18 protein-coding genes and 1 riboswitch are annotated in these 18,986 nt (G+C 37.6%); of the genes, 17 read left to right on the plus strand and 1 reads right to left on the minus strand.

From position 1 onward, the window contains the following. The first annotated feature begins 49 nt into the window (after positions 1 to 49). From AO843_RS17040 to AO843_RS17115, 16 genes are all read left to right on the plus strand, one after another. A complete protein-coding gene (locus AO843_RS17040) occupies positions 50 to 829 on the plus strand; it encodes a segregation/condensation protein A (protein WP_054612287.1) in 780 nt (259 codons plus the stop codon). Next, a complete protein-coding gene (gene scpB / locus AO843_RS17045; RefSeq protein WP_054612288.1) occupies positions 801 to 1,394 on the plus strand; it encodes an SMC-Scp complex subunit ScpB in 594 nt (197 codons plus the stop codon). Before AO843_RS17040 ends, scpB begins: the two co-directional genes overlap by 29 nt. Positions 1,395 to 1,489: 95 nt before the next feature. After that, complete coding sequence (locus tag AO843_RS17050) at positions 1,490 to 2,536, plus strand: D-alanyl-D-alanine carboxypeptidase family protein (protein WP_197278946.1); 1,047 nt, start codon at positions 1,490 to 1,492, stop codon at positions 2,534 to 2,536. 121 nt (positions 2,537 to 2,657) lie between these two features. Continuing rightward, positions 2,658 to 3,230, plus strand: a complete 573-nt coding sequence (locus AO843_RS17055) for a hypothetical protein (RefSeq protein ID WP_231630188.1) — start codon at positions 2,658 to 2,660, stop codon at positions 3,228 to 3,230. 289 nt (positions 3,231 to 3,519) lie between these two features. Then, complete coding sequence (locus AO843_RS17060; protein ID WP_054612290.1) at positions 3,520 to 4,251, plus strand: pseudouridine synthase; 732 nt, start codon at positions 3,520 to 3,522, stop codon at positions 4,249 to 4,251. A 328-nt stretch (positions 4,252 to 4,579) separates the two neighbouring features. Beyond that, entirely contained in the window at positions 4,580 to 5,113 is a 534-nt protein-coding gene (gene resA / locus AO843_RS17065) for a thiol-disulfide oxidoreductase ResA (protein WP_054612291.1), read from the plus strand. Positions 5,114 to 5,126: 13 nt separating this feature from the next. Further along, positions 5,127 to 6,803 carry a cytochrome c biogenesis protein ResB gene (locus AO843_RS17070; RefSeq protein ID WP_054612292.1) on the plus strand — a complete coding sequence of 559 codons (1,677 nt, stop codon included), beginning with the start codon at positions 5,127 to 5,129 and terminating at the stop codon, positions 6,801 to 6,803. Then, entirely contained in the window at positions 6,800 to 7,981 is a 1,182-nt protein-coding gene (gene ccsB, locus AO843_RS17075; protein ID WP_054612293.1) for a c-type cytochrome biogenesis protein CcsB, read from the plus strand. The genes AO843_RS17070 and ccsB overlap by 4 nt, the downstream gene beginning before the upstream one ends. Before the next feature lie 115 nt (positions 7,982 to 8,096). Then, positions 8,097 to 8,813, plus strand: a complete 717-nt coding sequence (locus AO843_RS17080; protein WP_004232215.1) for a response regulator transcription factor — start codon at positions 8,097 to 8,099, stop codon at positions 8,811 to 8,813. Next, positions 8,806 to 10,581 (plus strand): ATP-binding protein, encoded by a 1,776-nt coding sequence (locus AO843_RS17085; RefSeq protein ID WP_054612294.1) that lies wholly within the window; start codon positions 8,806 to 8,808, stop codon positions 10,579 to 10,581. The genes AO843_RS17080 and AO843_RS17085 overlap by 8 nt, the downstream gene beginning before the upstream one ends. 78 nt (positions 10,582 to 10,659) lie before the next feature. Further along, a complete protein-coding gene (gene sigX / locus AO843_RS17090) occupies positions 10,660 to 11,193 on the plus strand; it encodes an RNA polymerase sigma factor SigX (RefSeq protein WP_054612295.1) in 534 nt (177 codons plus the stop codon). Beyond that, positions 11,190 to 12,473 carry a hypothetical protein gene (locus AO843_RS17095; protein ID WP_054612296.1) on the plus strand — a complete coding sequence of 428 codons (1,284 nt, stop codon included), beginning with the start codon at positions 11,190 to 11,192 and terminating at the stop codon, positions 12,471 to 12,473. The genes sigX and AO843_RS17095 overlap by 4 nt, the downstream gene beginning before the upstream one ends. Before the next feature lie 152 nt (positions 12,474 to 12,625). Continuing rightward, positions 12,626 to 12,817: riboswitch (FMN riboswitch) on the plus strand. Positions 12,818 to 13,035: 218 nt separating this feature from the next. Further along, positions 13,036 to 13,623, plus strand: a complete 588-nt coding sequence (locus AO843_RS17100) for an ECF transporter S component (protein ID WP_054612297.1) — start codon at positions 13,036 to 13,038, stop codon at positions 13,621 to 13,623. Positions 13,624 to 13,805: 182 nt separating this feature from the next. Further along, complete coding sequence (locus AO843_RS17105) at positions 13,806 to 15,152, plus strand: sodium-dependent transporter (protein ID WP_054612298.1); 1,347 nt, start codon at positions 13,806 to 13,808, stop codon at positions 15,150 to 15,152. Positions 15,153 to 15,340: 188 nt separating this feature from the next. Further along, complete coding sequence (glnA, locus tag AO843_RS17110; protein WP_054612299.1) at positions 15,341 to 16,675, plus strand: type I glutamate--ammonia ligase; 1,335 nt, start codon at positions 15,341 to 15,343, stop codon at positions 16,673 to 16,675. An 86-nt stretch (positions 16,676 to 16,761) separates the two neighbouring features. Continuing rightward, positions 16,762 to 16,947: a sporulation protein Cse60 gene (locus tag AO843_RS17115; protein WP_054612300.1), complete on the plus strand. Its 186-nt coding sequence runs from the start codon at positions 16,762 to 16,764 to the stop codon at positions 16,945 to 16,947. A gap of 61 nt (positions 16,948 to 17,008) precedes the next feature. Here AO843_RS17115 and AO843_RS17120 read toward each other — a convergent pair whose 3' ends face one another. Then, positions 17,009 to 17,362, minus strand: a complete 354-nt coding sequence (locus AO843_RS17120) for an NUDIX hydrolase (RefSeq protein WP_369814434.1) — start codon at positions 17,360 to 17,362, stop codon at positions 17,009 to 17,011. Positions 17,363 to 17,558: 196 nt separating this feature from the next. Between AO843_RS17120 and AO843_RS17125 the strand changes: the two genes are divergently transcribed. Beyond that, the gene (locus AO843_RS17125) at positions 17,559 to 18,854 is read left to right on the plus strand and encodes a helix-turn-helix domain-containing protein (RefSeq protein WP_054612302.1); all 1,296 of its coding nucleotides are present in this window, start codon (positions 17,559 to 17,561) and stop codon (positions 18,852 to 18,854) included. Positions 18,855 to 18,986 lie beyond the last annotated feature (132 nt).

Below are 18,986 nucleotides of genomic sequence, written 5' to 3' on the forward strand. Positions count from 1 at the left end.
CTCCTTTCCACTATACTAAAAGAACATAGAATCTCAGGGTGGTAAAATAATGTCTTATGAAGTAAAATTAGATGCCTTTTCAGGGCCTCTTGATCTATTATTGCATTTAATTCACAGATTGGAAATTGATATCTATGATATTCCAATGGCTGAAATTACACAACAATATATCGACCATATACATGCTATGCAAGTACTGGAGTTAAATGAAGCAAGTGAATATTTAGTAATGGCCGCAACGCTGCTGGCGATTAAAAGCCGTATGCTTTTACCTATTCATGAGGGTGAAATGGAAGATGCCGAATTGGAGGTAGATGGCCCAGACCCACGTGAAGAACTGGTGCAACGATTAATCGAATATAAGAAATACAAAGAAGCGGCTAGTAATCTACAAGAGCTTGAAACCGATCGAGCGCAGGTATTTACAAGGCCGCCAGCAGATTTAACCGTTTTAGCGTCAGATGAACAAATGGCTTTATTTGATTTGAATGTGAATATCTATGATATGCTTGGAGCATTTCAAAAATTGATGCGCCGAAAAAAATTAAAGAAGCCTCTAAAAACGACCATTACGAGGCAAGAACGGTCAGTGAAAGATCAAATGCGGTCTGTTGTTGATTCTTTACGAATAACAGGTGGACGTGCATCATTTTTCGAGCTTTTTCCCTATGAAGATAAGCCGACTCTTATTCTGACGTTTGTATCCCTTCTTGAATTGATGAAACGTCAGGTAGTCATCGTAGAGCAAGATGGTAACTTTGAAGAATTAATGGTTACCTTACAGAAGGAGGTATGGGAAGATGACGAAAACATTGATGTTACAGAGTAGAATTGAAGCCTTATTGTTCGTTGTCGGAGATGATGGCTTAACAATTAAACAACTTTCTCAGCTGCTAGGTGAACAAGATGAGATTATCGTACAGGCGATGGATGCATTGAAAAATGCCTATGAGGAAGATATTGCTAGAGGAATAACTGTGAAAGAAATGGCAGGCGTTTATCAGCTTATTACCAAATCAGATTTAGCAGATATTATTCAAAGATTAGTAGAAAATCCAACTGCTCAATCATTATCCCAAGCTTCTCTGGAAGTATTAGCGATTGTAGCGTATAAACAACCAATTACCCGTGTAGCTATAGAAGATTTACGCGGTGTAAAATGTGAAAGACCCATTCAGACATTAGTGTCAAGAGGACTGATTAAAGAAATAGGACGTTCAGAGGGAACTGGACGTGCTATCCTATATGGAACAACTAAAGAATTTTTACATTATTTTGGTTTAAACAGTGTAGAAGAAATGCCACCTCTTCCTGAGGAGGAGCTTGCAGAAACTGAACAAGAAACTGATTTATTTATGACTAAATTCCAAGAAGCGTTTAATGGAGCAAAGTAATGTATAAGAATAATGCATAACGACCAATATAAATCTATACTTTCCTATCATATTGAATAAGGAGTGGCTCGTTGCTTCGGTTATTTCGATTAATAATGTTGATGATCATTGTGCTAATGGTAGTACTTCCGCAAACAAGCTTTGCGAGAGGAGGAAGTGGCTACGCGGTCTTAGATGGAGAAACTGGTCGTGTGTTAATAGGTTCTAATAGTGATGAACGACTGCCGATTGCTAGCTTAACGAAGATTTGGACGGCACTAGTAGCCATTGAAAATAGTGAATTGCAAGATGAAGTCGTCATTTCACCGAAAGCTGCTATGGCTGAAGGGAGTTCTATTTATTTGCAGGCAGGCGAAACGGTGACAGTAGAAACGTTATTATATGGTTTAATGCTGCGTTCTGGCAATGATGCTGCCACAGCTTTAGCAGAACATGTGGGAGGTTCTGTAGAGGGCTTTGTCAAATTAATGAATGAAAGAGCGGTAATTGCGGGTCTTACCAATACGGTTTTTATGAACCCTTCTGGCTTACATCATGAGGAGCATTTATCTTCAGCTAGAGATACTGCTGAGATGCTAAGGACGGCCTTGCAAAATAAAACATTTGAGAAAATCGCTTCAACGGTACTTTATCGAGCGAATACGATTAACGGAATGTTATGGGAAAATAAGCATCGATTATTAAGAGAGGGTTCAGGAATGGCTGCGGATATTGATGATGAGACGGAGCAACCTGTAAGTTCTTTAAAATCTGCTACTGGAACTGCCTATGCTGGCAAAACAGGTTTTACAAAGGTAGCTGGCCGTACGCTTGCAACAGCTTTTCAAAAGGACGGGCAAACCTGTATAGTCGTCACGTTAAATGCATCCGATGATTGGAATGTCCATCGAAGCTTGTCCAATAAAGTATGGCAAGATTATGATCTTGAAACAGTAGTGAAGAAGGGCAAATACAATGTTAATAAAAAGTTGGCTATTCGTTTAGAAGAGCCTGTTCGCCTACAGTTAAATAAAGAGGAAAAAGAGCAAGTACGACAAGTTTTACACGTTTCAAGAAAACGTAAGGAAGCGGTCTTGTCAATCTTTATAGGCGAAGAACGTATTTATGCAACTCCAGTAAAAGTTGAAACAGCAGATCGTTGAAAAACGATTTGCTCTTTTTTTTACATTATTTGATTAACATAGGGTAAATTTGGTAAAATGGTAACGAAAGAAGTCTTAATTTTCTAAAAGCGAGGGGGTGGAGTAATTGAGGAGTGCTTCTATGGAAACAAATAGTAGACAAATTCAAATTGGGATAATCATTGTATTATTTCTATCTAGTTTAATTATGCCCATCATTCTACTATATCCGATTCAAGAGATGTTATATCGACCACAAGAATTTTACTATTTTGAACCTTATTTTAATGCCTATGTTATATTTATGGCCGCTTTATTTGTCATGGCACTGATACTACTAATCAATTTTTTGATAATCCCTAAAACTAAGAAAAACAACAATATTCAACGTGGTATAGTGACTGCTTTCTTTTTAATTGCTTTAGGCTTTATCACATTAAGCTTTAATAACTATAAATTGATGGATTCAGAAGGTATCCATGTGAATCAATTATTCAGTTTAAAAGCAGATCTTGTTGGGTGGGAAGAAATAGTAAAAGTTGAGCAAGTTAATCGAGAAAAAGATGGTGTGACAAAGCCAGATCGACTGGTTTTTACGTTACAAAATGGTTCCACAATTGAAGAACCTTTGACGAGTAAAATGATGGAAGCTAAAAACCTTTTTGCTGTTGAGTTAAATCAACATGGAATAACAATTGAAAATGTATACGAATAAAAGCTGCCGTATGGTAGCTTTTTTTGTCGGTAAAATATAAGAACTACTAGATAATACAATCATTTTTTTTAGAACGATTTGCTTTTTGGTAAAAAGAGTATACTACTATTAAAGTAAAGAAAAATTATTACGAATAGTCTAACAATGAAAGTGAAATTTGTTTTTCTTTAATATTGCGTTAAAGTATGACATAATTTTCACAGATTAGCGGGAAAATTAACCCTATTCATTTGAACGAGATGGAATTTTGACGAATTTGTCAATGTGAAAGAAAACTAGAGGTGAAAAAATGGAAAGATTACAGAAAGTCATTGCCTATGCAGGGATTGCTTCAAGGCGAAAAGCAGAGCAATTAATACTAGAAGGTAAAGTAAAGGTGAACGGTACAGTCGTTCGTGAATTAGGAACAAAGGTGTCTAACTCAGATACAATTGAAGTGGAAGGCGTAAAGCTTGAAAAAGAAGATAAAGTTTATTTCTTACTTTATAAACCACGTGGAACAATTTCGGCTGTGACAGATGATAAAGGACGCAAAACTGTCACAGATTTATTTCATCATATTCCGCAACGTATTTTCCCAGTAGGTCGTCTTGATTACGATACATCTGGATTATTGCTATTAACAAATGATGGGGAATTTTCCTATATGTTGACACATCCGAAGTTTAAAATTGACAAAACGTATATCGCTCGTGTCAAAGGTGTTCCAACGGTTGAAGGACTGAAAAAGCTTCAACGTGGTATTAAACTAGAGGACGGCAAGACAGCACCAGCTAAAGTTAGTATGACATCCTTTGACGAAAAAGCAGGCAAAGCGATTTGTGAAATTACGATTCATGAAGGACGTAATCGCCAAGTTCGACGTATGTTTGAAGCAATTGGTACGCCTGTTGTCAAATTAAAACGTGAACGATTTGCTTTTTTAGATTTATTCGGCCTTGCACCTGGAGAATACCGTGAATTGTCAAAGCATGAAGTCAAGCAATTGCGCGTGTTAGCGGAAACAGGAAAACTGGACTAAAAGAATTTTGCCAAAAGAAAGTGAAAATACATCGAAAGGTAGTAAAAACTGTTTTCACTTTCTTTGTGGTGAAATCGTTCATAAATCATTCATAATTAATAGCTAAGTGTTTTTGTATCATTTTGCTATAATAGGTGAGAATAGTACACCTATTTATATTTTAGCCAGAAGAGCTTAGCACATAGTTGACGTTAAATTTTCAAAGAAGTTTTTACATACGTAAAGACGTTTATAAAAAGAAAAAGTTCTATCTACAGTCTTCGCAATGTAAAAAGCTTCATGTCTACAATGTTTACGCAAAGTCGTAAATGATAGGGGGTTTATTAACTTGGAGAAAAAGAAAAAGCGTCTCGTACTACGGACTGTCATTTTAGCAGTATTAGCATTGGCAATCGGGTACACGGTATACGGAACAGCAACAAAGGAAAAAGTAGAGTTAGTAGCAGTTGGCTCTGAAGCACCTGACTTCACATTAGTAGATTTAAACGGTGAAAAACATAAATTGTCGGATTATAAAGGACAAGGGGTATTTTTGAATTTCTGGGGAACTTGGTGTAAGCCTTGTGAGAAAGAAATGCCTGCGATGGACAGACAGTATCAGATCTTTAAAGATCAAGGTGTACAAACATTAGCAGTAAATATTGCCCAAACTGATTTTGAAGTGCAGAATTTTGTCGATCGATATGAATTGAAATTCCCAGTAGTCATCGATAAAACAAAAAGTGTTATGACAGCTTATAACGTAGGTCAATTACCTGCTACAGTGTTAATTGATCCAGAAGGCAAAGTGGCAAAAATTATTACTGGTGAAATGACAGATGCAAATATTGCTTCGTACATGGAATTAGTGAAGCCGAAATAAGGAGTTAATGACGATGGAAAAAATCATTTGTGCTTGTGGTCATAGTAACCCTTACGGCACGAAGCTCTGTGAGAAATGTGGTCGTCCTTTAACCGAAGAAGAGAAACAAAATAAAGTGGTCGATATGCGTTACGATGGTACTGCAATTCGTTCTAAGACTTATAACAAATCAATTATCGACAAAATTTGGAATTTCTTCTCTAGTGTTAAAGTTGGTATATCTCTTATTATTATCACATTGATTGCCGCTTCAATCGGAACATTACTACCACAAGAGTTTTACGTAAAAGCCTCTGATATAGAGAAGGGAGCCTATTACGCTGACGTATATGGTACGTTCGGTAAAATTTATTACACATTAGGACTCTCAGATTTATATAGTTCTTGGTGGTTCCAAATTTTAGTTGGCATGCTGGCTGTGTCAATTATTGTGGCGAGCCTGGATCGAGGAATCCCGCTCTATAAATCACTGAAGAATCAACGTGTTAAAAGACATGAAAGCTTCATGAAGCGTCAGCGTATTGTTGGGGAAGGTCAAGTAACGGCTAACGCAGAAGAGACGCTTGATAAAGTAGCTAAAAAAATGACTGAGATGAGATATTCTGTTCGTCGTGATGGTAGCGCTCTCTTAGCTGAAAAAGGACGTTTTTCTCGTTACGGTCCGTACATAAACCATGTTGGTCTTATTATCTTTTTAGGTGGGGTTATGCTTCGTCTTGTCCCAGGCTTCTATGTGGATGAATCGATATGGGTTCGCGAGGGCGAAACACGTGCTATTACGGGCATGGACGGTTATTTTATTGAAAACAAGGATTTTGTTTTAGAAACACATGATAATGAAGCTCAAGGAGAACAAATAAAACAGGGTGTTAATGTTGTAGCTAAAAATTTCCAGACTGACATTACGCTCTACAAGCAGCCTAAAGATGCAATACCAGGTGATACGGAAAATCTAGAAAAAGTAAAAGATTATTCTATTCGTGTCAATCACCCATTAAAAGAAGATGGTTTTGCTCTTTATCAAATGGATTATCGTCTTAATGAATTAAAGAAAATGAAATTTGACTTAATCAATAAGGAAAGTGAAAAATCTCTTGGTACACTGGAGATTGATTTAACAAATCCTAAAAAAGATTATGATTTAGGCAATGGTTCTTCCGTGCAAATTCTAGTCTATACACCGGATTTTGATGGCTTTGAAAATGGAGAACCACAAACAAAAACATCTATACCAAATAATCCAGCATTTTTATTTAAAATGACTACGCCAGAAACACCAGAAGGCGAAGTAAGCTTTGTGGAAATTATGCAACCTCCACTAGAGCCACTGGGTGAAAATCAATACAGAATGAAGTTTGCTGGAGCAGAGATGCGTGATATGTCTGGTATTACGGTCCGTAAAGATACTACGATTCCTCTTTTATTTGTTGGTGGAGTTATCTTTATGATTGGCGTGGTGATTGGATCTTACTGGAATCACCGTCGTTTATGGCTTCAAATTGAGCCGGATGGCCGTGTCTTAATGGCTGCCCATGTTAATAAAAATATGTTCAGTATGAAAAAGGATTTAGATGCTGTTTCAGCATTTGCTGCATTGCCTCCATACGAAGATCAGTTAGAGAAAGAAGAGGCTGGCGAAGAGTCCACGGATGGTGGCATAAATGAAAAGGAAGGTGACAACACCTTATGAGTTTGATTGACATAAGTGGAAACTTATTATTTGTAGCATTTATTGCTTATTTAGTTGCGACATTATTATTTGGTGGATCAATTAAACAAGCTAATGCTACGGGTAATAATACTGGTAAATGGGGCCAGCTTGCCATTGTGGTAACCATTATTGGATTCCTATCACAGCTTGGCTATTTTATTACTCGATGGATTTATACAGGACATGCGCCAGTAAGTAATATGTTTGAATTTACGACTGCTTTTGGGATGTTCATTGTTGGTGCGTTTATCTTAATTTACTTTATTTATCGTTTGACTGCGCTTGGATTAGTAGCATTACCTGTAGCACTATTAATCATCGCTTATGCTTCGATGTTCCCGAAAGAAGTAAGTCCATTAGTGCCTTCTTTACAGAGTTATTGGTTAACGATCCACGTTATTACAGCAGCATTAGGGCAATCTATTTTAGCTATCAGTGCTGTGGCAGGGCTTATTTATTTATTAAAAGCAGTAGATTTAACGAAGCCTTCTAAACAACGTTTTTGGTTAGAAGCCGTAATGTACTGTCTAGTAATAGTTATTGGTTTTGTCACAGTGACATCTACATTTGGAGCAATGGATTATGAATCTAGCTACAATTATGTGGATAAAGAAGGAACTACTCGTAAAATTATTTACAATCTACCACCAATTTTCGGTATGAATGAGTATGAAGTGGTTGAAGAACATGGCATGTCACCGTTAGTAGAAATGCCAGCATTAATTAATGCGAAAAAATTAACAACTGTCGCTTGGTCATTATTAGTAGGGTCTGTTTTGTATTTATTAATTCGCTTAATTGCACGCCGTCGAATTAGTGCCATTTTCCAACCACTTGTAAAGCGTGTCAACTTACAATTACTTGATGAAATTGGTTATCGTTCAGTGCTAATTGGTTTCCCTGTATTCTCTCTAGGCGCTTTAATCTTTGCGATGATTTGGGCGCAAATTGCTTGGAGTCGCTTCTGGGGTTGGGATCCAAAAGAAGTATGGGCTCTTATTACATGGTTATTCTATGCGGCATTCCTACATTTACGTTTATCAAAAGGCTGGGAAGGTCAAAAATCTGCTTGGTTAGCATTAATTGGTTTTGGCATTATTTTATTTAACCTAATTGCTGTTAACTTAATTCTTGCGGGTTTACACTCCTACGCATAACCTGTGAAACAACAAGCCTTTTCGCTGTAGCGAAGAGGCTTTCTTTTCTTTTCAATATGTGTCACACCATGTACAATAGAAGTTAGAGAAAGATTGGAAGAGAGGGATCGTGAAAGTGTCAGAAAATATTTCAGTATTAGTAGTAGATGACGAGGATCGTATTCGCCGCTTATTAAAAATGTATCTAGAGCGAGAAGGATACCTTGTTGACGAAGCAGAAAATGGTGAACAAGCGATCGAAAAATCTTTAGAAAAAGAGTATCACTGTATTTTACTTGATATTATGATGCCTGAAAAAGATGGTCTAGAAGTGTGTGCAGAAATTCGAGAACGAGCAGCAACACCGATAATTTTATTAACTGCTAAAGGCGAGGAAGCTAACCGTGTTCAAGGCTTCGAGCTTGGAGCAGATGACTATATTGTAAAACCATTTAGTCCTCGTGAGGTCGTGTTACGTGTGAAGGCTATTTTACGTCGTTCACAGGCATTCTCACCAACGACAAATGCATCCTCTTCAAAAGATTTAGTGGTGTTCCAGCATCTGATGATCGATCATGATGCACATCGTGTAACAGCAGAGGGCATTGAGGTTAATTTAACACCAAAAGAGTATGAATTACTTTACTTCTTAGCGAAATCGCCAGACAAAGTATTTGACCGTGAACAACTACTAAAAGAGGTATGGCATTACGATTTCTTTGGAGATTTACGTACAGTTGACACACACGTAAAACGTTTACGTGAAAAGCTCAATCGTGTTTCTGAAAACGCTGCTAAAATGATCGTGACGGTTTGGGGCGTTGGTTACAAATTTGAGGTTGTCAATGAATAGAATATGGAATAGTGTTGTCGGGAAGCTATGGGTAACCATATTGCTTCTCGTTTCATTTGTATTATTTGTTTTCACGGTATTAATGCTTGAATTTCTTCAAAACTACCACATGCAGCAAGCGGAAATATCTTTACGTCAAACCGCTGCAACTGTGGCAAGTATAGTGGATGACAATGAAACAGCTGAATCAACTTCGGAATTATTAAAAGATATTTTACCTAAAGGCACCAATGCACTCATCGCTATAAGCCATGTCGAGGTATCCTTTGCGATGCAAGAGGGTGTAAATAAAAAGGAAATACAAGATACCATTTTAGCGAATAAATCTTTTCGTGAAGTTTTTCAATCAGATGAGCCGATTACAAAAGAAATGATGATGCCCTCTTCTACAGATCCAGAAAAAATGGAATCCTATGTTGTGCTTGGTTTCCCGTTGAATGTAGAAAATGCTGTACATGGAGCAGTTTTCATCTATCAAAGCCCCGATGCACTACATAAAACGTCCAAGGAAACGACGAAAATTGTCTTTTTAGCAGCCTTTATTGCTTTTGTCTTGACGACATTTTTTGCGTTCTTCCTCTCTTCACGTATTACTTCACCACTCAGAAAAATGCGTGAGTTGGCATTTGAAATTGCAAAGGGAAATTTTGAAGCGAAAATGCCCACGACTCAAAATGATGAAATTGGACAGCTTGCGGTTGCCTTCAACCAAATGGGACGTCAATTAAAGCATAATTTAGAAGTCATCAATCAAGAAAATGAACAATTATCAAATATTTTGACGTCTATGACAGATGCAGTGATTACGTTTAATCGTGACCGTACAATATTATTAAGTAATCCACCTGCGGAACGTCTGATGCAAAAATGGTTTGTGAACAAAGGTTCACAGAGTGCTAAACCAATCCCGCCAGAGCTGTATCATATGCTAGACCATGTGCTGATGTTTGAGGATAAACTAGAAGAGGAAATTGAAATGGATGGCAATTACTATACATTTACCATTAGTCCTCTTTATAGTGGAGAAATCATACGTGGTGCTGTCGCCGTTATTCGTGATATGACTGAACAACATCGCCTAGAAAAACTTAGATCCGATTTTATTGCGAACGTCTCTCATGAATTGCGTACGCCTATCTCAATGCTTCAAGGCTATTCAGAAGCATTGATGGATGATGATTTTATTCAAGATCAAGAAGAGCGTAATGAAATTACAAAAATTATTTATGATGAGTCAAAACGAATGGGACGCCTTGTCACGGATTTATTAGATTTGGCACGCATGGAATCAGGACATATGACGCTCTATAAAGATGAATTACCGATTAATTCTACGTTCGAACGTATTACCCAAAAATTTGCGCAGGTTGCGAAGGAAAAACATGTTGGACTAATATTTGATAGTGAATTTAATGACGATGCCATGATTAATATAGATGAGGACCGTATCGAACAAGTACTTACAAATTTAGTCGATAATGCACTAAGACATACAGACGAGGGATCTGTCACTGTAAAAGTGGAGCAAGAGCCAACATTTGCTAAAATTTCGGTTCAAGATACAGGACATGGCATTCCTCAAGATGATTTACCTTATGTCTTTGAACGCTTTTATAAAGCAGATAAGGCACGTACTCGATCCAAGGGTGGTACGGGTCTTGGCTTAGCCATTGCTCGAAATATTGTGAAAGCACATTCAGGAAACATTATGGTGGATAGTGTGCTTAAGGAAGGTACTACCTTCACGTTTTATTTACCGTTCGATTAATAACATAGATTGTTATTAATTGGCTGTAACTTCTATGAATGTAAGACGACAAATAATATAGAACGGGGGTGGAGTGCATTGAATGACTCCGTGTTCCATCGACTATACGATGAATATCATCAAGACGTGTTCCAGTTTCTAATCTATCTTGTAAAAAACCGTACACTTGCTGAAGATTTAGCGCATGAAGTTTATGTAAGAGTATTGCGCTCATATGATCAATTTGCAGGCAATAGTAGTGAGAAAACATGGCTTTTTGCAATAGCCAAAAATGTTGCGATAGATCATTTTAGAAAGCAAGCTGTGCGCCAAAAGCATTCACTTGATTTCTTTGACTGGGAAACGGAACAGCTCCATTCAACCACACCATCACCGGAAGATATGCTACAAGCCAGTGATGAATTTATGCAAGTAGAGTCAGCACTAGAAAACTGTACTGGCGATCAAAAAATGGTCATCATTATGCGCTATTTCCAGGACTTATCAATTGCGGAAACAGCACAAATACTCGATTGGACAGAAGCAAAGGTAAAAACAACCCAGCATCGAGCCATTAAATTTTTAAGGCAACAGCTACAGCCGATCAGAGAACAGGAGGCGAAACGGCAATGACACATAAGCCATTTGATGATGAGCAGCTTGAACATGTACTGAACAATGCCCCTAAGCTTTCTGACCACCGTTCGAAAGAAGACATATTAAATCGGTTAATGGCAGATGCTCGCTTGCAGGATAATATCCACCTTCAAAAAGCTATACAACAACCTATAGAAGATGAACAAACTAAGCAGGAAGTTCCTATCGTTAAAGAACCTGCGACAAAATCAAAATTACGTAATATGCAGATTTTTATGAGTGTTGCCGCAGTTTTTGTGCTAACGATACTGGTTGGCTCAATGTTGAAGAATAATCAAGTTGAGCAGAAAGATCAAGCAAGTACAGCCGAAACGGCTCAGTATTCTACCATGCAGGAAGATCGTGCTGCAGAGGAAGCGGCCACTCAGGATGAAATGCTCGATTCAAAAAGTATAGTTGCAGAGCATGAACGCATTTTATCCCTACGCACATCTGTTTATGAGGAAGATGTAAAAGATGCTGTCGTATTCCGTATTGGTTTGGCGGGGCGTGATGCGGAAAGTGTCCCAATGACGTATGTTATCCCAAATGAACGTGTAGCTACTGATTTTGGAGGAGAGAAGCCTTCTACCCTTCAGATGTATGAAAAATATGCGCCTCAAATTGACGAAGAGGCTAAAGGGTTTACAGAGTATCATCCTTATAAAGGTGAGCTGAAGGAGAAGGATGATAAGCTCATCCATGTCTTGCCAAAGGAAAATGACTATGATGTAGCATCTGCTACAGTCAATGAATACAAAGGAACTTTGGAAGATACATTCTCGGGCTCTGAATATACCGAAGTGGAAATTCAAAATGAAGATGGAACACCCTATGCGTTTTCTCAAGAAGGTGAGCCAAGTCAAGCGATGTCCTTAACAAATGCAAAGAATTATAATTATTATCTGTACCAAGATACTAATGGCGCAGAATATTTATCAGCAGATTTCCGTCAAACTTTTGCGACAGTCACAGAAGCGCTTACACAGATGAAAAATCAAAGTGATGATGTTTATTTGTCCGTAGTGCCTGAAAATGTGACTTACACAGTCAAAGAACAAGCGGAAGGTGTCGTTGTTACTTTTGATATTCCGCTTGATTTAACATCAATGGAACCAGTTCGAGCAACTCAATTAGTTGAGGCTATGATGCTGACTGCTGCTAGTTTTAATCAACAGCTCCTCTTAGATAATGTTGTGCAAGAAAGCTGGGAAGGATTCGATTTGCGAGGTTATTTACCAAAGCCAGTGGGGCCAAATAAACAATATATGCCATAGCTGAAGAAAGAAAAACAAATGAGGCATTCCTGCATTGCAGGGAGGCCTTTTCTATACACAAAGCATACAAATCTAATCGGATTTTTTTGAGCAGAACTATTTACTTTTACTTAATATTTCTTTATAGTAAGGCTGTAGAATAAAATAATATGATTCATCTTCGGGGCAGGGTGAAAATCCCGACCGGCGGTAATAGAGTCGTAAATCGTTAGTGAATACATTCCTTCATTAGCTCGTGAGATTTATGTAAAACTCTTCAGCCCGCGACCTGTGCAAAATTTTGCATGGCTGACTTGGTGGAATTCCAAGGCCGACAGTTAAAGTCTGGATGGGAGAAGATGAAGGTACGATCGTCATTCATTGTCATGAAATGAACTATGACCGAGCGCTTTTTTGTATGGTTTATTCAACAGTGCTCAAAAATAGTTAATGAGGACGCTTATTCGTCATGCCTTTCTCCCTTGTGCTTTTTTAGATGCATAAGGGTTTTTTCATGTAACAATCGAAAGATCGTCACCTTTCTTCTTGCGAGATTGAATCAGCAAAGAGGAGAGAGTTTTCTATGAAGAAAAATGTCAAACTTCAATCGTTTATTACGATTGGCATGCTGAGCAGTATTTCGTTTTTATTAATGCTTTTTAATTTCCCAATTCCGCCATTCCCAGCATTTTTGGAAGTGGACTTCAGTGATATGCCTGCCTTACTAGCAGCAATCACGATGGGACCTGTAGCTGGTATTTTAGTAGAATTGTTTAAAAATGTATTGGATTGGATTTTCTCAGGAACGCCAACAGGTGTTCCAGTAGGGCATATGGCAAACTTTGTAACAGGCATTTTATTTATCTTGCCAGTAAGCTTTATTTTTAATCGTTTTAAAACGATTACTGGTCTTGTTGGAGGTTTAGCAATAGGAACAGTTGTTATGGCAGTAGGGATGAGTGTTTTAAACTATGCTGTGTTTTTACCAATGTACACTTACTTCTTGGGAATGGAGCCCGTTGTAGGTGATTCACTTTATAAAATGATTGTCGCTGGAATTTTACCATTTAATATTGTAAAAGGAATTTTATTAACGGGTATTATGGCGTTATTATTTACAACAATGCGTAAATGGATTGACCGCCAGCGTTCTATGTATATAGCAAAATAAATTATGATGAACCTCGAGTGTATAAACTCGAGGTTTTTTTGTGGGATAAAATGTAGGAGAAAAATAGAAAAAAGTAATGTATTGGCGAAATGTAACTAGTTCCTTATTCGTAAGACCTAGGCGAGAGCTGTGTTTTCATGTAGAATTAGAGAAGAGTTTAGAATGTTGAGGAGTTTGAAGAGATGAGTGGAAAAAAAGGACAGTGGTCGAGTAAGTTAGGATTTATTTTAGCATCAGCTGGTGCTGCGATTGGACTAGGGGCGATTTGGAAACTCCCTTATGTAACAGGGCAAAGTGGTGGAGGAGCGTTTTTCTTAATCTTTGTGCTATTTACATTGTTAATTGGGCTCCCAATGCTATTGTCAGAGTATATTTTAGGACGGGGTACACAGTCGGAGGCAATCACCGCCTATAAAAAAATCGCTCCCACGAAACAAGGGTGGGCATGGATTGGCCGAATGGGTGTGCTCGGTTGTTTTTTGCTACTAACTTTTTATAGTGTAGTTGGGGGCTGGATTTTTATTTATAGTGGGCTAGGAGTAGCGGGGGCTGTAATTGATCCAGCTATTGATCCGGCAGAACTGTTTGGAAAAATTATTGGTACACCTTGGATCACACTAGCTGGTTTGGTTTTGTTTACATTAGCAAACGTACTTGTTATTTCTTTAGGTGTACAAAATGGTATTGAGAAGGCGAATAAATGGATGATGCCATTGCTCTTTGTTATGTTCATTGTCCTAGTGATACGTGCTGTCACATTAGATGGTGCAATGGAAGGTGTAAAATTCTTTTTATGGCCTGATTTCTCAAATATTACCGGAAAAGCATTATTAGAAGCTTTAGGGCAATCTTTTTTTGGTTTAGCAGTAGGGTTTTCTTGTCTTGTTACATATAGTTCTTATCTAAAAAAAGATGTAAGTCTACCGAATTCAGCAGGCTCTGTGGTAATGCTAACGGTGCTTGTCTCATTTTTAGCTGGACTAGCTATTTTCCCGGTCGTATTTGCCTTTGATTTAGAGCCGGCTGCTGGGCCAGGCTTGTTGTTTATGGTGCTGCCAACAGCATTTAGTCAAATGCCATTTGGGGAAGTATTTTTAGCGATGTTTTTATTGTTATTCTTATTTGCCACATTAACGTCGTCGTTTAGTTTGTATGAGATTATTGTAGCGGCATTTATGGAAAAAAGTCAGAAATCTCGTCGGGTTTGGACTTCTTGGCTGGGTGTAGTCGTTTTTCTTGCAGCCATACCAGCGTCCCTTTCCTCTAGCTTATTAGCCGATGTATCCATTTTTGGAAAGAATATTTTTGATGCAACTGATTTTTTAGTATCAAATTTAATGTTACCATTGGGGAATTTGTTAATTGCCATCTTTATTGCACATGTAGTGGATAAGGAATTTGTTAGGAAAGAACTGCTAATTGGTAGTCAAATGGGTCAGAGGTTTTATTCAGCATACAGGATATTAATGTTGATTGTTGTTCCGGTCGTGATTCTTGTTGTGTTTGTTAATATGTTATTACAATATTAAAATATATAAGGTGTATCCATTGAGTAATGGGTACGCCTTTTTTATGTATCGAAAATCAAGATGAATATATTCTAAAAAAACGATGTTATAAAACATAACATATATATTGCGTAACTTACAAAATTAATGTATTTTAAAAACAGCTATATAAAATGATGTTAACTAAAATTACATTGGAGTGGTGAAAAATGAAACATTATACAAAAGAAGGAATTATACGCAGGGTAAAAGAAGAAAATGTGAAGTTTATTCGCCTACAATTTACGGATATATTAGGAACAATTAAAAATGTAGAGATACCTGTGAGTCAATTAGAAAAGGCATTAGACAATAAAGTTATGTTTGATGGCTCTTCGATTGAGGGGTTTGTGCGGATAGAAGAATCAGATATGTATTTAAAGCCAGATTTTGATACATTCGTGATATTTCCTTGGACAGCTGAAAAAGGGAAGGTCGCCCGCTTAATTTGCGATATTGCTAGACCAGATGGTACACCCTTTGAAGGAGACCCTCGCTCAAATTTGAAGCGTGTTTTAAAGGAAATGGAGGAGTTGGGCTTTACTTCCTTTAACTTGGGGCCGGAGCCAGAATTTTTTCTTTTCAAGCTGGATGAAAAGGGGCACCCAACACTTGAACTAAATGATAGCGGGGGATATTTCGATTTAGCGCCAACAGATTTGGGGGAGAACTGTCGTCGTGATATTGTATTAGAACTAGAGGGGATGGGCTTTGAAATTGAAGCCTCACACCATGAAGTAGCACCAGGTCAACATGAAATTGATTTTAAATATGCCAGTGCCATTGAGGCATGTGACAATATTCAAACGTTTAAGTTAGTCGTAAAAACCATCGCTGCGCAACATGGGTTACACGCAACTTTTATGCCCAAACCACTATTTGGGGTTAACGGCTCTGGCATGCATTTTAATTTATCTTTATTTGAAGGGGATAAAAATGCTTTTTATGACGAACACGCAGATCTTCAATTAAGTGCAACAGCTCGTAGCTTTATGGCAGGAGTCATCCAGCATGTACATGGTTTTACGGCTATCACCAATCCACTTGTCAATTCTTATAAACGATTAGTACCTGGTTATGAGGCTCCTTGCTATGTTGCGTGGTCTGCTCAAAACCGTTCACCACTAATTCGTATACCAGCAGCTCGTGGGCTATCCACACGAATTGAATTACGTTCAGTTGATCCAGCTGCCAATCCTTATTTAGCAATGGCTGTGATCCTGGCATCTGGACTTGATGGCATACGTAAAGATTTAACGCCCCCTGAAGCGGTAAATCGAAATATTTATAAAATGACAGGCGCAGAGCGAGAGTTAAACGGCATTGAAAGCTTACCGTCTTCCTTAGAAAATGCGCTAATTGAATTAGAGATGGATACGGTAGTACGAGACGCACTAGGTAATCATATTTACGAAAAGTTTAACGCTGCCAAAGAAATAGAGTGGAATAAATATCGCACACGGGTCCATAACTGGGAGCGTGAGGAATATTTAACGATGTACTAAAAAATGTTGGGGCTATTTGGCTCCAATATTTTTTTACTGACTTTGATTTCCTTTTGATCTATCATTAGAGAAAAGGAGTGTGGGCAATGACACAAACGACTCAAGTTGTGACAATTCAAAACAATGATATTGTGCAATTTGAACATGATATTAATCGGGCTTTATTAGATTTAAGTAACTTTTTCATACTTGATATCAAATACAATACCCTCTATATCGGAGAACAGACAGTCATCCATTCTGCCTTAATTATTTATCAACATCATGATTAGAACACCAAATGATGATACTATGTACAAAAAAGATGGGTCATGTCGAGTAGACGTGACTTTTTTAGTGAAATAAAGATAAGAGAAATGGTCGATCTTCTGGGAATGTTAATGGTAATCGTGCTACCTTATCTTTAGATTGCCATGCGATGTCATAAATTAATTCATCTGGATCATGGATCGTCATTTGTCCGCCAATCATGACGGTTTCAAAATAACGAACTTCCACGTACGCCGTATTTTTATGATAGATTTCTTTTATTATATTTACTTTATAGCCTGTTTCTTCATATACTTCGCGAATACAACAGGTCTGAAAATCTTCCATTGCCTCTTTTCCACCTGATGGCACAGCCCAAGTTTTTTCTTCCTCTTTAGTCCCTTGTAAAACCATTAATAAGCGATTTTCTGCATTCATACAAATAGCAGCGGCACCTTGCCATTTAATCAAATGAATTACCTCCTTTTATATCATTTGTATTATTTTCTCGTATTAAGTATATTATTGTAAATATTTTAGATGCTAATATATGAAATTTATATGCATTCTATATCGTTTTGCTATAATAAAATTATCAAATTTTTCATGTGGATTGAACAGAGGAGGGGTGTACTTGAAAATACGATTAGGTCTTCTAGGTCCTTTAGACTCGATTGAATTTGTTGAATCTGTCCTGAAAAATTGGCCAGAATTTATCTGTACATTGATAGAATGTCTAACAGAAGAGGATTTAGAGGAGAAAGTGACACCGCTATTGAAAGAAGAAATGGATATGTGGTTGTGTACGGGGCTGATTACGTATAATATCGTGCAAAATTGGAATCAGCTAGAAGCACCTACTTTCTATGTCGTATATAAAGGTTCTTCTTTATATAAAACTGTATTAAGAGTATTGTATGAACGTAAAATCGAAGTAAATGAAATTAGCTTCGATGCTGGTAATAGTGCTACATGGGAACAGGCTTTATTGGAGGCAGGTATCGAAGTAAAACCTAAATTTGTTGAATCTGAGACGATTTCTTTAAATGATCTTGTACAATACCATTTTAAACTTTGGGAAAGTGGCCAAACAAAGGCGGCTATTACAGGTCATCCTATCCATCAAGAGTTGCAGCGTCTTGGTGTACCAACTTATCGTTTATTTCCATCTTCCATGGCTGTAGAGGCAGTTGTTACAAATATGCTACGGACATATGAAATGTTACGATATAAGGCGACACAAATCGCTGTTCAAATTATTGAGATTGACCCTTTTTTAGAGATGGCAAAAGATAACTTCTCAACCGATGAGCTGTTTAGAATCGAGCTTAAAATTATGGAGCATTTACTAACGTATACCAAAAGTGTTCATGGCTCCATTAAGTCAACAAGTTTTGGACGTTATATCATTTTTACGACAAGAGGTTTAATGGAAGACATCACGAGACATTTTAGCCAAATGCCTGATATTGAAGATTTCACGCATCTGGATCAAGAGGCTATGACATGTGGAATTGGCATTGGACAAACGGTTTATGATGCAGAGATTAATGCTGGTAATGCCCTTTTACGAGCAAAGGAATGTGGAAAGGGTTCATGGATGGTTTGTTTTGATGATAAAAAAATTGCTGGACCATTAGGCAGGCCAGAGCAGCTTACCTATTCTTATACTTCAGAACAATTAGAAACTCTTAGTCAAGAAACTACACTTAGTGTCATGACATTAAATAAACTGAAATCTTCGTTGAAAAAACTAGCCAGTGATGAACTGAATGCAAATGAACTTGCGAAATATATGCAAATTCCAGCAAGAAGTGCCCGCAGAATATTAACGACACTAGAGGAAAAGGGATTCGCTGAAGTAGTGGCTGAGGAAAAACCTCACACAAGAGGACGTCCACGGAAGGTTTATAAAATTTTTCCATTTTAAAAAGAGAGTCCATCTAACTTGGACTCTCTTTTTTTATTGTATCTTTTGAAAACCCCTTGCTATGCAAGGGGTTCTAAAGAGCTTCTAGCTATGGACAAGAAAAAAACCCCAGCCGTACAATGAATTCAGGTC

Origin of the sequence: Lysinibacillus sp. ZYM-1 (genome assembly GCF_001308875.1) — a bacterium.
In the GTDB taxonomy this organism is placed as follows: domain Bacteria; phylum Bacillota; class Bacilli; order Bacillales_A; family Planococcaceae; genus Lysinibacillus.

Excerpts from the sequence above, each read along its gene's own strand:
- AO843_RS17100 (WP_054612297.1), top strand. The coding sequence starts at position 13,036 with ATGAAGAAAAATGTCAAACTTCAATCGTTTATTACGATTGGCATGCTG.
- AO843_RS17055 (WP_231630188.1), top strand. The coding sequence starts at position 2,658 with ATGGAAACAAATAGTAGACAAATTCAAATTGGGATAATCATTGTATTA.
- AO843_RS17070 (WP_054612292.1), top strand. The coding sequence starts at position 5,127 with ATGGAAAAAATCATTTGTGCTTGTGGTCATAGTAACCCTTACGGCACG.
- AO843_RS17085 (WP_054612294.1), top strand. The coding sequence starts at position 8,806 with ATGAATAGAATATGGAATAGTGTTGTCGGGAAGCTATGGGTAACCATA.
- ccsB (WP_054612293.1), top strand. The coding sequence starts at position 6,800 with ATGAGTTTGATTGACATAAGTGGAAACTTATTATTTGTAGCATTTATT.
- AO843_RS17060 (WP_054612290.1), top strand. The coding sequence starts at position 3,520 with ATGGAAAGATTACAGAAAGTCATTGCCTATGCAGGGATTGCTTCAAGG.
- AO843_RS17115 (WP_054612300.1), top strand. The coding sequence starts at position 16,762 with ATGACACAAACGACTCAAGTTGTGACAATTCAAAACAATGATATTGTG.
- AO843_RS17105 (WP_054612298.1), top strand. The coding sequence starts at position 13,806 with ATGAGTGGAAAAAAAGGACAGTGGTCGAGTAAGTTAGGATTTATTTTA.
- AO843_RS17095 (WP_054612296.1), top strand. The coding sequence starts at position 11,190 with ATGACACATAAGCCATTTGATGATGAGCAGCTTGAACATGTACTGAAC.
- glnA (WP_054612299.1), top strand. The coding sequence starts at position 15,341 with ATGAAACATTATACAAAAGAAGGAATTATACGCAGGGTAAAAGAAGAA.
- scpB (WP_054612288.1), top strand. The coding sequence starts at position 801 with ATGACGAAAACATTGATGTTACAGAGTAGAATTGAAGCCTTATTGTTC.
- AO843_RS17120 (WP_369814434.1), bottom strand. The coding sequence starts at position 17,362 with ATGAATGCAGAAAATCGCTTATTAATGGTTTTACAAGGGACTAAAGAG.
- AO843_RS17040 (WP_054612287.1), top strand. The coding sequence starts at position 50 with ATGTCTTATGAAGTAAAATTAGATGCCTTTTCAGGGCCTCTTGATCTA.
- AO843_RS17050 (WP_197278946.1), top strand. The coding sequence starts at position 1,490 with ATGTTGATGATCATTGTGCTAATGGTAGTACTTCCGCAAACAAGCTTT.